Annotated in this window: 14 protein-coding genes; 11 read left to right on the top strand and 3 right to left on the bottom strand. The window is 30.3% G+C overall.

Annotation, left to right across the window (positions count from 1 at the left end):
- Positions 1–508 precede the first annotated feature (508 nt).
- Complete coding sequence (locus tag PZA12_RS15980) at positions 509–3,172, top strand: DEAD/DEAH box helicase (RefSeq protein ID WP_103698349.1); 2,664 nt, start codon at positions 509–511, stop codon at positions 3,170–3,172.
- Between the two features lie 9 nt (positions 3,173–3,181).
- Positions 3,182–5,257, top strand: coding sequence for an ATP-dependent helicase (locus PZA12_RS15975; RefSeq protein ID WP_103698348.1), 2,076 nt, complete (start codon positions 3,182–3,184; stop codon positions 5,255–5,257).
- A gap of 266 nt (positions 5,258–5,523) precedes the next feature.
- Here PZA12_RS15975 and PZA12_RS15970 read toward each other — a convergent pair whose 3' ends face one another.
- Positions 5,524–6,132, bottom strand: a complete 609-nt coding sequence (locus PZA12_RS15970) for a hypothetical protein (RefSeq protein ID WP_103698347.1) — start codon at positions 6,130–6,132, stop codon at positions 5,524–5,526.
- Positions 6,133–6,489: 357 nt separating this feature from the next.
- Here PZA12_RS15970 and PZA12_RS15965 point away from each other — a divergent pair, with 357 nt between their 5' ends.
- The 7 genes from PZA12_RS15965 to PZA12_RS15935 all read left to right on the top strand — a co-directional run bounded on the left by PZA12_RS15965 (position 6,490) and on the right by PZA12_RS15935 (position 11,379).
- Positions 6,490–7,746, top strand: a complete 1,257-nt coding sequence (locus PZA12_RS15965) for a Y-family DNA polymerase (RefSeq protein WP_103698395.1) — start codon at positions 6,490–6,492, stop codon at positions 7,744–7,746.
- A gap of 13 nt (positions 7,747–7,759) precedes the next feature.
- Positions 7,760–8,020 carry a hypothetical protein gene (locus PZA12_RS15960; protein ID WP_078116149.1) on the top strand — a complete coding sequence of 87 codons (261 nt, stop codon included), beginning with the start codon at positions 7,760–7,762 and terminating at the stop codon, positions 8,018–8,020.
- A gap of 49 nt (positions 8,021–8,069) precedes the next feature.
- Positions 8,070–8,252 carry a hypothetical protein gene (locus PZA12_RS15955; protein WP_077843287.1) on the top strand — a complete coding sequence of 61 codons (183 nt, stop codon included), beginning with the start codon at positions 8,070–8,072 and terminating at the stop codon, positions 8,250–8,252.
- Between the two features lie 51 nt (positions 8,253–8,303).
- Positions 8,304–8,930, top strand: coding sequence for a type 1 glutamine amidotransferase family protein (locus tag PZA12_RS15950; RefSeq protein WP_103698346.1), 627 nt, complete (start codon positions 8,304–8,306; stop codon positions 8,928–8,930).
- A 264-nt stretch (positions 8,931–9,194) separates the two neighbouring features.
- Positions 9,195–9,485 (top strand): winged helix-turn-helix transcriptional regulator, encoded by a 291-nt coding sequence (locus tag PZA12_RS15945; RefSeq protein ID WP_103698345.1) that lies wholly within the window; start codon positions 9,195–9,197, stop codon positions 9,483–9,485.
- A 141-nt stretch (positions 9,486–9,626) separates the two neighbouring features.
- Positions 9,627–10,136 carry a GNAT family N-acetyltransferase gene (locus PZA12_RS15940; RefSeq protein ID WP_103698344.1) on the top strand — a complete coding sequence of 170 codons (510 nt, stop codon included), beginning with the start codon at positions 9,627–9,629 and terminating at the stop codon, positions 10,134–10,136.
- A gap of 376 nt (positions 10,137–10,512) precedes the next feature.
- Positions 10,513–11,379 (top strand): SDR family oxidoreductase, encoded by an 867-nt coding sequence (locus tag PZA12_RS15935; protein WP_103698343.1) that lies wholly within the window; start codon positions 10,513–10,515, stop codon positions 11,377–11,379.
- Between the two features lie 357 nt (positions 11,380–11,736).
- On the opposite strand, the gene PZA12_RS15930 is transcribed toward PZA12_RS15935, so the two are convergent.
- The gene (locus PZA12_RS15930; RefSeq protein ID WP_078116157.1) at positions 11,737–12,282 is read right to left on the bottom strand and encodes a flavodoxin family protein; all 546 of its coding nucleotides are present in this window, start codon (positions 12,280–12,282) and stop codon (positions 11,737–11,739) included.
- A gap of 117 nt (positions 12,283–12,399) precedes the next feature.
- Here PZA12_RS15930 and PZA12_RS15925 point away from each other — a divergent pair, with 117 nt between their 5' ends.
- Positions 12,400–12,741, top strand: a complete 342-nt coding sequence (locus PZA12_RS15925) for a winged helix-turn-helix transcriptional regulator (RefSeq protein WP_103698342.1) — start codon at positions 12,400–12,402, stop codon at positions 12,739–12,741.
- Positions 12,742–12,855: 114 nt separating this feature from the next.
- Positions 12,856–13,875, top strand: coding sequence for an aldo/keto reductase (locus PZA12_RS15920; protein WP_103698341.1), 1,020 nt, complete (start codon positions 12,856–12,858; stop codon positions 13,873–13,875).
- Positions 13,876–13,963: 88 nt separating this feature from the next.
- Here PZA12_RS15920 and PZA12_RS15915 read toward each other — a convergent pair whose 3' ends face one another.
- Positions 13,964–14,851, bottom strand: a complete 888-nt coding sequence (locus tag PZA12_RS15915; RefSeq protein WP_103698340.1) for a LysR substrate-binding domain-containing protein — start codon at positions 14,849–14,851, stop codon at positions 13,964–13,966.
- Positions 14,852–14,858 lie beyond the last annotated feature (7 nt).

Raw genomic sequence — 14,858 nt, 5'->3', positions numbered from 1 at the left:
ATGTTTATTACCTTTTTTAGGTGTTATCTAAATTATTTTCTCCTAGCACATTAAGATATAATTATTAATAACTTTGGTATATAATTATAAAGGAATTTAGACATATGAGAAAACAATTAACTATGTTGCAGAATATAGATAAAGCAATTATAAGCTAGATTTATACTATGAAATATATCTCAACTAGAAATAAGAATTATGCTTTTGTGAAGTGTTTCATTAGGAATTTGATGGTTCTGATTATTAGAGTAAAAGTTGTTCCAAATGTGCTAGTTCAAAAAGTGATGCTCCAAATTTTACATTTGGTAAGCAGAACTTTCTCTGTGAGCGCTTGTTCTTTGAGGCTAGCATCTTGGATGCAACTTGTACTCTTAGAATCATCCATCATAATTCCTTAGAAACTGGAACAACAGCATAATCCTTATTTCGGCGAGTTATACGCATAAGTATAGATTAGAGTTGGAATTTTGTTTTTGATTGTAACTTAAGAGAATAGGAGCAATATTTAATGAATATAAGCGATTTAATTATATATAATAAAACAATGCCTAAAAGAGAAGCAGCTTATGTTGATTACCCAAGTAATTTATCAGAGGAATTATGTGGGTATTTGTCTCAAAATGGGATCGATAAGCTGTATAGTCATCAAGCAGAAATGTTTGAAAAAGCAATGGATAGGAATAACATTGTAATAACAACTTCTACAGCAAGTGGAAAAACTCTTAGTTTTTTGATGCCAGTTATTCAAGAAATTCTATCAAATCCTTTGGCAAGAGCAATTTTTATATATCCTACAAAGGCCCTTGCAAGTGATCAGTATCGTGCAATTTTGCCTTACTTAGAATATTTCGGGTCTAACAGGATTTCAGCAGGAGTTTATGATGGGGATACTCCTGTAAATGAACGAAGCAGAATTAGAAAAAATGCTAATATTATTTTAACTAATCCTGAAATGATAAATGCTGCATTTTTACCTAATCACAGTAAATTTGGTTTTGACTTTATCTTTTCTAATTTAAAATATATCGTAATTGATGAACTTCATACTTATAGAGGTGCTTTTGGTTCACATCTTGCAAATGTATTTAGAAGGCTTGGCAGGGTGTGCAGATATTATAATTCTTCTCCTCAGTATCTATGCAGTTCAGCAACTATAGCAAACCCAGTTGAACTTGCAGAAGAGATCTGTGGACATAAATTTCTTGAGGTTTGCATAGATGGTTCACCAGCTCCAAAGAAAAATTATAAGCTTGTGCAACCACCAAAGATTATGGGCCATGACAAAAAATATTATGGGCAGGTGCAATCAACTTCAGTAGCTGCTGATTTAATACCTGATTTAGTGGAAAATGATAATAGTTTTATTGCCTTTGCAAAATCAAGAAGAAATGTTGAGGTTGTATTAAAAGAAGCAAGAGATAAACTAGAGACGGAAAATTTTTTTGGAGCTTCTTTAAAAGACAAAATATCTGGATACAGGGGAGGATATACTCCACTTGAGCGTAAAGAAATTGAAAATAAAATGATTACTGGAGTTCTGCGAGGTTTAGTATCAACAAATGCTTTAGAGCTTGGAATAGATATTGGTAAAATTGATACAACAGTAATTGTAGGGTACCCAGGAACTAGAGCGTCTTTTTGGCAGCAGAGTGGAAGAGCAGGTAGAAACGGAAAAGAAAGTACTAATTATTTAATCCTTGATAATCTGCCTTTTGATCAATACATAGCAATTAATCCAGACTGGCTTTTTGAAAGTGGAAGTGAAAATGCAGTAATTGATAAGAATAACCTTTTAATAGAACTTGCACATATACGTGCTGCAGCTGCTGAAATACCATTAACTTTAGATGATATTTCAATTTTCCCAGATTTAGGCGAAACAATTCCTGTTTTAATCAGAGCAAGTGAATTAACAAATCAAAGTGGAAAGTTTGCATGGTGTGGTAATTCATTTCCAGCAGGGGATTTTAGCTTAAGAAATATTGATAAAGCAAGGTACAAACTTATAAATAAAGATAACAATAAAGAAATTACAGAAATGGATGAAATGCAGGCTTTTCGTGAAATTCATAATGGAGCAATTTATATGCATGATGGAGTTCAATATCAGGTTGTAAAGCTTGATTTAGAAAGCAGAACTGCTTTTGCCATTCCCTTTAATGGAAATTACTATACAATGCCAGGAGGCACAACAAATATAAGGATAATTCAAGGCAGCAAGGATATGGAATATGAGCGTACTAAAGTGACTTTTGGAGATGTAAATGTTGATGAGATAGTTTATATGTATAAAAAGCTGCAATTCCATAATCATCAGAATTTAGGCTTTGAACAGTTAGAAAAGCCATTATCAAAGGATTATGATACAGAAAGCACTTGGATAAAGATTCCTGACAATGTTGTTACTGTATATAGAAGGCTCCTTCAAGAAAGTCAAAATGGAAACTTTATAAGAAATAATCATTTTGAAGGTATATGTTATGCAATTAAAAATGCAGCAATGATGGCTACAATGACAGAACAAGAAGACATAGGTGTTGTAATGTCTAACAATGCAATAGAAATAAGTCAAAATTATGATAGCGAAGTTTATATGTTTATTTATGATAAATACGTAGGTGGACTTGGCTATTCTGAGAAAGTATTTGATTTAACTGCAAAGATTATTGAAAATGCAATCAAGATGGTAGGCGGATGTACATGTGATAATGGCTGCGCTGCATGTATTGGAGATTATCAATTAAATAAAGCTATGGTTCTATGGGGGCTTAAGAATTTATTAGAGGAAATAGAGGCACCAAAGGATATTAAGTTAGCACAATATGCTCCAGCAACCTTTATTAAGAAAGCATTTAAGTTTAATGAATTACAGGAAAAATGGAAAGAATTCTGTGAGTATATGCAGGAGAATGGAGATGCATTTGCAAAATTTTTAAGTACAATCCCTAAGGTGGAAATAGATAATCGTACTTTAATTTTAGTTTTAAACAATGCATTTTATAGAGAATGGGTAATGGAAGAAAGTAATAAAAAGAGCATAATAAATATTATTTCTTTCCATACAGATGCTCCAATGGGAATTGAATTAAGTGTCAGACTTGAAGAGATAGATAAAGATAGAAATAATGTAAAAAGTAAATTACAAAGAAGATATGAAGATCTTACAGAATAGGAGAATAACATGCATTATGAAAAAGAGCTAGAAAGATTAAATGAATATCAAAGAGAAGCAGTACTTGATGAAAGTGATGCATGTGTTGTAAATGCAAATGTTGGAAGTGGAAAAACAACAGTTTTGATTTCAAAAATTGTGTATCTTCATTATGCAAAAAATATCAGTTATAAAGATATGATTGTATTAACTTTTACTAATAAAGCTGCAAATGAAATTAAAGAAAGATTAATGGCTTCTGATGAGAGTATAAAATCAGAGGAATTAGAGGGCTTTGGAACCTTTCATAGTGTTGCTCTTAATCTACTTAAAGAAGTATTGCCAATTGAAAAAATAAGATATGAAAAAGACTTTTTAGTAATAGAGCCAGATGAGGAATTAGACATTGCCTTGCAGATAATCCAAGAAGAAAAGCTCAAGATCAAATATAAGAACCGTTTAAAAAAGAGACTTGAGCAAGCTATGGTTATTGAGAAGGAAGAGGAAAAGATTTCGCCTTATGATGATGATATCTTTAAGCTTGTAGAGCTACTAAAGGAAGAGAAGATAAAACAAAATAAGATGTCCTTTTCAGATATATTGCAAAATGCAAATTTATTATTAGGTGAGCATAAAATAGAACCAAAATGGATTATTATCGATGAGGTTCAAGACAGCGATAAAATACAGCTTGATTTTATTGATAAGTTAAAAGGTGAAAATACTAAATTATTTGCAGTTGGTGATCCAAATCAGGTTATTTACAGCTGGCGTGGAAGTTCTTTAAATGTGGTTTATACCTTAAAGCATAAATATAATGCAAAGGAGCTTTCTCTTCCAATAAATTATCGTTCAAGTAATGCTATTTTAGAAGCTGCAAGATGTTTTCAGCAAAATGGAAGCCGCTTAATGGGTGCTAGAGAAACTGAAAATAAAATCATAGTTAAAAATCATTATAATCCTTTTAATGAAGCATGTTATTTGGCAGATAAGATCAAGGAAATACATAAATCAGGTGTGCCTTATAAGGAAATTGCAATTTTTTATAGACTGCAAAACCAGTCTCAGGTCTTTGAAGATGTGTTTTTAAAAAATGATATTCCTTTTGAAGTATCAATGAAGAAAACCATAAGTGACAGTCCAGTGCTAAATTGGATTATTAAACTATTTCGCTTTTGCGTAAATCCTAATGATTTTTCATCTGCAATTTATGTTCTTAGCAATAAAGAATATGGAGAGAAAATGACAGAAAAGACCGCAAGAAAAATAGTTAAAGAGCAGAACATAATTAAATCAGAACTACTAGAAAAGATGCATGAATTTATTAGTAAATGTTCTGAAATTAAGATGGCAGAAGAGATTTATAATTATTTTGAATTTGATAAATATATAAAGCCAACTTCAGCTACATATATAGATGATAAAGAAGCTATAAATGCTTTGCTTGATATAATCATAGAATATGTGAAAGAAAAACAAATTCCTTTTTTAGATGGACTCAGAGAGTTTATAAATTCATCAGCTTTATATGGGGTAAATATTTTAAAGAAAGATATAAATAGCGATATAGATTCCGTTAAGCTTATGACATTACATGCCTCTAAAGGATTGGAATTTTCCTATGTGTTTATTACAGGAGTTAATTATGGGCTAATTCCACTTCATACAAGGGATATGGAGGAAGAAGAGGAACAAAGATTATTTTTTGTTGGAATTACAAGGGCAAAAGATTACTTAGAGTTGTCTTATTATACAAATCCAGATTATCAAAAGGCAGCCCCTGGAGAAAGTAGATATATTCATATGATTCCAGAGAAATTAATCCAAGATGATAAGGTTAAAAATAATAATGTAAATCTTCAAGAACTTAAAAAACAAATTCAAGAAGCAAAGGCTCAAGGAAAGAAAGAAGAAGTTTCGGTTACTGAAGAAGTGGAATTACCAGTAGTTGAAGAAATAAATGAGACAACAACTAAAAAGGTAAGCCACAAGAAATACGGAACAGGAAAAGTCCTAAAAGAAGATGATATGATGATTGAAGTGGAATTTGAAAATTATGGAGTAAAAGAATTTGTGAAGGCTTTTAGTGAGTTGGAATTTTTGTAAATATATATAACAGGAAAATGCATTTATATGGCATTTCAAACTGTAAACAAATAGGGTTTTAGAACTTGTCCTTAAGTTTCAAAACCCTATTATTTTGCTCAATTTCAATTAAATTCATTGCTTTAGATGGATCTAAGAGTGTCTGTTAACATCTAGGTAATCAGCAAGTTCCTTTTGAAGAGGTAATTTATCATCAGATTTTAAGATTCCGTTTTTAATATTCTAAAGGGTAAAGCTAAATTCGGGAGAGTATTAAGTTCATGTATCTAGATTTTTTCTTTAGGATGTGATTTATAGTTAAAGAAACTATAAATCACATCCATATAGTTTAAGCTTCCATAGAATATTAAAGCACCAACAAAGAAGGTTACAAGAGATACGAAAATCATAATTTTAATTTTATTTACTTCACGATTTAAAATAAACTTGTAAATTAGAATTGAATATATCGGTAGCAGTATTATTGAAGTAAAAAGTGAACTAAAAATTGGTTCTTTAGGAATAGCTATCATTGCCATATGATTAGGCCTTGGATCAAAAAATTTTAATATTACTAAAAGTGGAATTATTGAAAATGCAAGCTTCCAATAAAAGTATTTTATATGGCCTTCAGACGCCTTACTTAGCATATGCCAAAATCCCAACCATATAATACCATAAAATAAAGCGATACTTATGTATGAAACAAAAGGAGAAATATCTGATGCAATTTTCCAATCTCCTAAAATTCCACCGATAACTTGATAACTAAGAATTTCAATAGGCAATTGTGCAATTGCTAAAATTCCAACCACAAATATTTGGAATATGCTGCATAAAATATTTGTAATAATAAAGTTAAGGGAAATAAGTAGTTTTTCTTTTACTGTTTCCAAATGTATGACCACCTCAAAATATATTTTATATTTGAACATATATTATTATATTATAGCATTTATACAGCTATTTTACATAGAAGGAATAATAAGTTTTTTATGTATGCATGTTACAATAATAAAATTATAACTTGGACAAATATTTGAATAACTCCGATATAGATCAGAAACTTTCTACCACTTTATTTCGATAATTTGCATTATACAGCAATATTTTTTGTAGCTAAAAACATGAATTTAAAGGAAATAGATGATTATATAAGAAAGTTTGGGAAGGGTAAGAGAAAAATTTTCTTTACAAGAGAACGTATGTTCAATATAATATATTCAAAAGAACATATGTTTGGAGATGGTTTTATGGATTTTAGTGAAGATAAATTGATTTTTCATATTGATGTGAATTCAGCATATCTTTCATGGACTGCAGTAAAGCTTTTGCAATACGGAAGTCAACTTGATATACGTGAAGTTCCTTCAGTAATTGGAGGTAGTGAAGAAAATAGGCATGGAATAATTTTGGCTGCTTCGATACCAGCAAAAAAGTATGGTATTAAAACAGGAGAACCAATATATTCAGCAAAGCTTAAATGCAACAATCTCATGATTTATCCTCCAGATTATAATTGGTATGTGAAATCAAGTGATGCGCTATATGAACTGCTTACTGAATATTCTCCAAAGATTCAAAGATATAGTATTGATGAATGTTTTATGGATTGTACACATTTAAAAGAGAATTATAAAAGAGTAGCCATGAGATTAAAAATGAGAATAAGTGAAGAGTTAGGTTTCAATTGCAATATTGGAATTTCAACAAATAAATTACTTGCTAAGATGGCTAGTGATTTTAAACCTAAAAACTGCATACACACTTTATTTAAGCATGAAATGCACACAAAAATGTGGAATTTACCTGTAGAGGATTTGTTTATGGTTGGTCGTGCAAGTGCAGCAAAACTTCATAAATTAAATATTAATACAATAGGGGAATTAGCAAATACCGATGTAAATTTATTAATAAGTAAATTGCATTCTCATGGGAAACTTATATATGAATATGCTAATGGAATCGATAATTCAGAAGTAAGGGATTCTAATTATTTAGAGGTTAAAGGAATAGGAAATTCAACAACTATTGCTTATGATGTAGAGACTATGGATGAAGCGTTTAAAATATTATTATCTCTTACAGAAAGTGTAGCTATGAGGCTTAGATCTAGTAATAGTTTATGTAGTCTTGTTGTTGTGAGCGTTAAAACTAATCAATTTAATTATTATTCTCATCAGAAGCCATTAAATGACTTTACAGACTCAACAACTAAAATCTTTGAGGGAATTAAAGAAGCATTTAAAGAAGCTTGGAAAGGTGAAAAAATAAGACAATTAGGAGTACGAGTAACTAAGCTTCGCAGCAATGTATATTATCAAGAGAATCTATTTGACTATGAAAAAAACGAAAAGCAAAGGAAACTAGATCAAACTTTAGATGATTTAAGGAATAAATATGGTAAGGAAAGCGTTATTAGATCAACTTTTCTACACTCAGGAGTGAGACCGATTAATGGGGGAACTGGTTCACATGAAGATTATCCAATGATGAGCAGCATATTGTGAGGAAGTGTAGGTAATGAAAGTTGTTTCAAAGAAGATTGAGATGATAGCACATTTCGAAGAAGATGGGAAAATAAAACCATTAAGATTCAAAATTGAGGAAGAAAATAAATGCGAAATTATTAAAGTAGGAAGAATAATAAGTATAGATTTAGAAAAGCTATGTGGTAATAGAATGTGGGTATTTACTTGCAGTTCAATCATTGAAGGAATCGAGAAAATATTTGAGCTTAAGTATGATATAGAAGGGTGTAAGTGGATACTATTTAAAATATAATGAAATTCATTTTGTGCTAATAAATATTGTGATAAAAGGAATGATAGTTATGGTAATAAAAGATAAAGAATTAGATATAAATTTAATAAATTCAGTAGAGAAATACTTAAAATTAAATTATAGTGATCTATATGATAAGAATGATTTAGGCGCAGTATTTGATGAAGCTAAGAAAGATGATGAGCTTAAGTTAAAAATATTTAATTCAATAAGAAGGTTTATAATGAATTAACTTTTTGATAGTTCCTAGATATGAGATAAAATGAATGTGGAGGAATAGAAAATGAAGAATACAGTATATCTTTATGTATTTGATACAATGGCAGACTGGGAAATAGGTTATTTAATCGCTGAAATAAATTCGGGAAGGTACTACAAAAAGGGAGTAATGCCGCTAAAAGTAGTGACTGTAGGAATTACCAAGACCCCTATTACTACAATGGGAGGTCTTACAATATTGCCAGAAATTGAACTTGATGAGTGTAGTATTGAAGATACTGCTGCTTTGATTCTACCTGGTGGGAATACGTGGACAGAAGCAATTCATGCTCCAATTATAAGAATGGCTGAAAAATATTTAGAGAAAGGTATTGTTGTAGGGGCAATTTGTGGTGCTACAATAGGACTTGCTATGGAGGGAGTACTGGATAAACGAGATCATACAAGTAATGACCTGGGGTATCTTAAAATGATTTGTCCAAACTATGATGGAGAGATGTATTATAAGCAGGAATGTGTAGTAACTGATGGAAGTTTGATTACTGCTTCTGGAATAGCTCCGCTTGAATTTGCTTTGCATATATTGAAAATTCTAGATGTATTCTCTCCACAAACCCTAGAGTCTTGGTACAATCTTTATAAAACCCAAGAGTCAAAATATTTCTTTGAGCTTATGAATTCAATTCAATAAAAGGTTGCTTAAAGTGGGTAAGATAGCTACTTTTCACTGCAACAATTGGGAATATGAAGTTAAGAAAAAGTACTTATTGTCATAAAATAAGTACTTTTTCTTAAGTGAAAATTGTCCGCTAATTTATTAATTCATTTGATATTTCAGGACTGTTTTTTACTTTTTATTCATTAGAATTAATCCTGCTATACTTAAACATATTCCTAGAGCATTCATAGGGGATAGTTTGGTTTTATAAACGAAAATACCAACGACAATTAATTTATTGGACACAAGTGGAAAGTTCTTATTTTAAGAAATTTACATGATGATGGAACACAAAGATTTAACCAACTTGAGAATGGAATTAATGGGATAAGTCAAAAAATGTTAACACAGCAGCTTCGACAAATGGAAGCTGATGGATTAATTATTAGAAAGGTATATCCTGAAGTGCCACCTAGGGTTGAATACTCACTTTCAGAACTAGGGAAGAGCTTAAAGCCAGTTTTGGATTCCATGAACATCTGGGGAGAAAATTATATAAATGCTAATAAACACCTTTATGAAGATTAAATTAGAGTATATACATTTTTGTAAGACAAGATGGAAGGACAATTCTACAAACTTACCATATAACAATGACATGGTAAGTTTTGTTATATATCTATATAATATGGGTATATAATAATTAAAAAACTAAAAGGGGGATTGATTATGAATAAAAATTTTGAAATTACGGAAATAACACAAATTTTAGATGATCTTTTACAGGAGCTCTCACTTCTATTGATAAACGTAGTTGAAGGGGGTGCATCAGTTGGCTTTTTACCACCATTAAGCATAGAAGATGCAAAAAAATATTGGAGAGAAGCATTGACTACAGGAGTTGTACTTTGGATTGCACAAGTAAGAGGAAGGATACTTGGTACTGTGCAATTACATTTATGTCAAAAACAAAATGGAACACATCGTGCAGAAATTGCAAAACTTATGGTACATTCTGATTCCAGAAGAGAAGGATTAGGCAAGTACTTAATGGAGACTGCAGAGAAAAAAGCAAAGGCTGAACATCGAAGTCTTATCACATTAGATACAAGAGCAGGTGATCCTTCAAACTTGTTATATAAGTCTATTGGCTATATAGAGGTAGGGCGAATACCTAAATATGCAAGATCTGATAATGGTAATTTACACGAAACTGTTTTTTATTATAAGCAAATGTAGCTTAGCTATAGTAACCCATTGCATGATATGAAAAAATAATTAGCAGGTGTGAATATCAAATTATTATTAATGAGTTTGTGATATTTTTTGGTTACATAATACTAAAATAAAACTTAATAGTAAATTAAAATCAACTATATGTTAAATTAAGAAAAGGTAAAAATATAAAATAAAGGCACATATTATAAAATCGTATTATTCAGAAATTGAATTTGCGATTTTTTTAATGAGCTATGACGAGATATTACACAGTATGTAAATAGGGCGCAGTAAATTATAAAGCTTGTTCTTTGGAAATTGAATAATGAGATTTCACAATTTATGATATAATTGATCTGGAATAATATTAAATATAGAAGTAAGTGGGGAATTAATAATGGATAAGATTTTAATTACTGGAGGTAAAGGTTTTTTTGCATCCAGATTTAATGAATATTATAAAGATAAGTATGATATTATTTCCTTATCAAAGGAGGAACTTGATATAACAGATGAAAAAAAAGTTATATCAAAAATTAAAGAAGTTAATCCAAAGTTTATAGTTCATACTGCGGCTATTGCAGATACACAAGTTTGTGAAAAAAATCCTGAGTATTCTTTTGAAATAAATGTAACAGGAAGTAAAAATATAGCAAAAGCTTCAGATTTAGTAAGAGCTAATCTAATCCATATAAGTTCAGAGCAAGTTTACAATGGAAATTTAGAAGAAGGTCCATATAACGAAAATACAATACCTGTTCCAGATACAGTATATGGAAAGCAAAAGCTTCTTGGAGAACAAGCGGTCAGCAAAATTACAGAAGATGTATGGATTTTAAGATTTAATTGGTTATTTGGTTTTCCAGAAAAGTGTGGGAGGGTAAATTCTAACATCATATGGAATATTACACGTGCACTATTAAAAGGCGAAAATATCAGAGTTTCCTCAAATGAGTATAGGGGAATGACTTATATATATGATTTACTTAAAAACTTCAATAAAATATTTGAAATACCTTTTGGAATTTACAATACTGGTAGTGAAAATAATCTAAGCACTTATGATGTAGCAAAAATTATTTTAGAAGAGATGAATTTATCACATAAAGTTAACGAGATATTAATAAAGGATGAAGAAAGATTTAAAGAAAGAAAAAGGGATTTAAGAATATCAAATTTAAAATTTAAAAATAATGGTATTGTTTTTTTAGAAACTGAAGAAGCTATTAAAAGATGTATTAAAGATTTTGGATTTAAAATTTAAGCAATATGAAAATCTACTTTAACAAAGAGGCTGGATTATTTGTTAAACTGATAGTATATAACTATAAGTAAATATACATTCTACTACAATTAGAGACGCAATTTTTGTATATAATAAATTAATAAAAATAAATAACAGATTGTAAAATCGCATTATTCAGAAGTGATTGAATTTGCGATTTTTTATTGCGCAATACTAAAATAGAATGCATGAAGAGGAGTATATTAAGATGATTAGAAATTATCTATATATACTCCGTTTATTTTTGTTTAGGAAACTATAAAACTTTTAGAATTTTAAAGCTAGTTATATTAATGGTTAAAAGGTATGTTTTTTTATATTACCATTATTAAATTTCTATATATTTCTACCCATCATTTCTGCTTGGACGATATAATTAGTAGATAAGACATCTCCTTTATTTAATACGCCTGGAACAACTAGCGTTCCAACATCTGTCCATTGTTGGTAAGCATTGATTCGCTTATATGTGCTGATAATACCATCAAATGCAGATTCATCCTTTTCTTCTCCGCAAACTATAAGCATGCTTTCTTTAATGTTTATTTTCTTTTTTCCAATGATAAATGAATACAATTTATCTATTACTCCCTTGAGATTAGAAGGGAATGTATACCAATATAATGGAGTTGCAAAAACAATCACATCTGCTTTTTCTATTTCAGGAGCGATAGCGTTAAAGTCATCATCAAATGAGCAAGGAGTTCCTTTACTGAAGCAAGTATCACAGGCAATACATCCTTTTATATTTTTCTTTCCAACTTCATATTTGACTACTTCATGACCTGATTGTATTGCTCCTTTAATAAATGCTTCAGATAATAGATAACTATTACCACCAACTCTTGCACTACCAATCAACACTAAAATATTTTTTTTCATAATTAACCACCCTTTCAAAATTAATGCTATTGACAACAATCAAAGTATAATTTAGAATTTTGTGTTAGTAAAGTACGCACATAAAGGTAATGTACTAACCTGGAGGGAAGTGTAAAGATGTCTATAGAAGACTGTTTTTTAACTGGTGTAGATATAAAAGATACTGATTTTGGATATACATTATCCATTATAAATGGTAAATATAAAATGATTATTATGTATTGGCTTGCTGAATATAAAGAAGTTATGAGGTTTAATGAGCTACAAAGAGCCATTGGAACAATCTCTTGCAAAACTTTAAGTAAAACGCTTAAAGAAATGGAGGATGCGCAATTAATAATACGTGAAGAATATCCTCAGATTCCACTAAAGGTTGAATATAGTTTGTCTGAACGCGGGAAATCACTGATTCCTATTTTAGATTTGATGTGTGCTTGGGGTGGGGAAAATCGTCTATAGACATTTACTTAGGTTTTATTCTTGACTTGAAGTTAACTTTAGGTGATATAATATCAAGTAAATAGGTTAATATAACCAATATATTTATGGAATTGCGAGAAAGGCGATGATAATATGGTAAATGTTACGCTAGGAAGAACTGGGATAGTAGTAAATAGAAATGGATTTGGTGCTCTCCCTGTTCAGCGTGTCTCTAACGAAGAAGCAGTAAAATTGTTGAGGAAAGCTTACGATAATGGTATTAATTTTTTTGACTCAGCAAGAAGTTACACTGACAGCGAGTACAAAATTGGTCTTGCTTTAAGTGATGTTAGAGATAAAATAATTATTGCAACGAAAACACCATCAACTACTGTTGAAGGTTTTTGGAGTGATTTAGAAAAGAGTCTTGCTATGCTTAAAACAGATTATATAGATATTTATCAGTTCCATAATCCAAGTTTCTGTCCTAAACCTAATGATGGGACAGGTATATATGAGGCTATGCTAGAAGCAAAAAAACAAGGAAAGATTCGTTTCATAGGAATTACAAATCATAGATTACCAGTGGCTATAGAAGCTGTTGAATCAGGTCTTTATGATACATTACAGTTCCCATTTAGCTATCTTGCTGATAAAAAGGATGAGGATCTAGTAAATTTATGTAAAGAGAAGAATGTTGGATATATCTGCATGAAGGCATTATCAGGTGGGCTTATAACAAGAAGTGATGCAGCTTACGCATACCTTTCTCAATTTGATAATACTTTACCTATCTGGGGAGTTCAAAGAGAAAATGAATTAGATGAATTTATATCATATATAGACAATCATCCTGCAATGACAGAGGAAATTAAAGAATTTATTGAAAATGAGAGAAAAGAGCTTGTAGGTGAGTTCTGTCGTGGATGTGGATATTGCATGCCATGTCCAGCAGGAATAGAAATTAATAATTGTGCAAGAATGTCCTTGCTTCTTCGTAGATCTCCAACTGAGGGGCATCTTTCAGAGGAAGGTCAAGCTAAAATGAAAAAGATTGAAGATTGTATAGAGTGTGGTAACTGTAAGGCTCATTGTCCTTATGGTCTTGATACTCCAAATCTTTTGAAAAGAAACTATGAGGATTATAAAACATTTCTAAAAAATATAGGTTAAGTAATAAAATATATTTATAGCGAATATTGAGAATAAATAGAGTCCACTTTCTTTAAATCAGAAATGTACTCTATTTATTTTTCTATTTTTATAGATTTTCTACATAGCTTTTTAGCATATCTATAAAGACCAATGTTCCTTTTGAGGGGATTATACCTTTTTGCATTACATATGAGAATGGGCGAGTGTAAGTTTGTTTGGTTTTTAAAGTGGAAATTTCATTATTTTTTAAAGAATTCTCAATTACAAGTGAAGAAATAAAGGTTATTCCTAAATTGTTTTTAACAGCTTCTTTTACAGAATAATTGCTTCCAAAAACAATGATATTTTTAGCATTAATATTATTATTTGATAAGAAAAGATTCAAATATTGTCTAGTACCAGATCCTATCTCTCTACTAATCCAAGTCTGATTTTGTAAATCCTCAGCTGAAAAATAGTTATTAACTAAGTAGTGATTGTAAGGAACAGCAACTTCCATTTTGTCAGTATAAAATTTTTCAATCGTAAAGTGGGAAGGAGGAACAGTGCCCTCAACTAGAGCAATGTCAACTTGAAAATTCTTAACTTTTTCACATATGTTATGCGTGTTTTCGATTGTCACTTCTAATTCTAACTCAGGATAGGCTTTTGCGAATTTTCCTAAAAAGGCTGGTAGTAAATATTCTCCTATAGTAAAACTAGCCCCTATATGCAGCTGACCTTTTACAACATTTCCATAACCTAACAGATCATTTTTAGTATCATTTAGCAGCTTAACCATTTGTTTTGAACGTTCATAGAGTAAATACCCAGATTGAGTTATATTTATATTTTTCTGCTTTATTGAACGTTGAATTAAAGTTGTATTAAAATACTCCTCAAGATGCTTAATATGTAAACTTACACTAGGTTGGGATAGATTAATAGATTCTGCAGCTTTAGTGAAGTTTTTACATTCAACAACTGCTATAAAAGTTTTTAATTCATCAAGCATGGGATCA

This window comes from Clostridium beijerinckii (assembly GCF_036699995.1).
Taxonomy (GTDB): Bacteria; Bacillota; Clostridia; order Clostridiales; family Clostridiaceae; genus Clostridium; species Clostridium helianthi.
The sequence above is the reverse complement of the archived record's forward strand: the minus strand, read 5'-3'. Positions and strand labels throughout refer to the sequence as shown.

Bases quoted from the DNA above. Each gene is read 5' to 3' on its own strand.
- PZA12_RS15980 (WP_103698349.1), top strand. From the start codon at position 509: ATGAATATAAGCGATTTAATTATATATAATAAAACAATGCCTAAAAGA.
- PZA12_RS15975 (WP_103698348.1), top strand. From the start codon at position 3,182: ATGCATTATGAAAAAGAGCTAGAAAGATTAAATGAATATCAAAGAGAA.
- PZA12_RS15965 (WP_103698395.1), top strand. From the start codon at position 6,490: ATGGATTTTAGTGAAGATAAATTGATTTTTCATATTGATGTGAATTCA.
- PZA12_RS15960 (WP_078116149.1), top strand. From the start codon at position 7,760: ATGAAAGTTGTTTCAAAGAAGATTGAGATGATAGCACATTTCGAAGAA.
- PZA12_RS15955 (WP_077843287.1), top strand. From the start codon at position 8,070: ATGGTAATAAAAGATAAAGAATTAGATATAAATTTAATAAATTCAGTA.
- PZA12_RS15950 (WP_103698346.1), top strand. From the start codon at position 8,304: ATGAAGAATACAGTATATCTTTATGTATTTGATACAATGGCAGACTGG.
- PZA12_RS15940 (WP_103698344.1), top strand. From the start codon at position 9,627: ATGAATAAAAATTTTGAAATTACGGAAATAACACAAATTTTAGATGAT.
- PZA12_RS15935 (WP_103698343.1), top strand. From the start codon at position 10,513: ATGGATAAGATTTTAATTACTGGAGGTAAAGGTTTTTTTGCATCCAGA.
- PZA12_RS15930 (WP_078116157.1), bottom strand. From the start codon at position 12,282: ATGAAAAAAAATATTTTAGTGTTGATTGGTAGTGCAAGAGTTGGTGGT.
- PZA12_RS15925 (WP_103698342.1), top strand. From the start codon at position 12,400: ATGTCTATAGAAGACTGTTTTTTAACTGGTGTAGATATAAAAGATACT.
- PZA12_RS15920 (WP_103698341.1), top strand. From the start codon at position 12,856: ATGGTAAATGTTACGCTAGGAAGAACTGGGATAGTAGTAAATAGAAAT.
- PZA12_RS15915 (WP_103698340.1), bottom strand. From the start codon at position 14,851: ATGCTTGATGAATTAAAAACTTTTATAGCAGTTGTTGAATGTAAAAAC.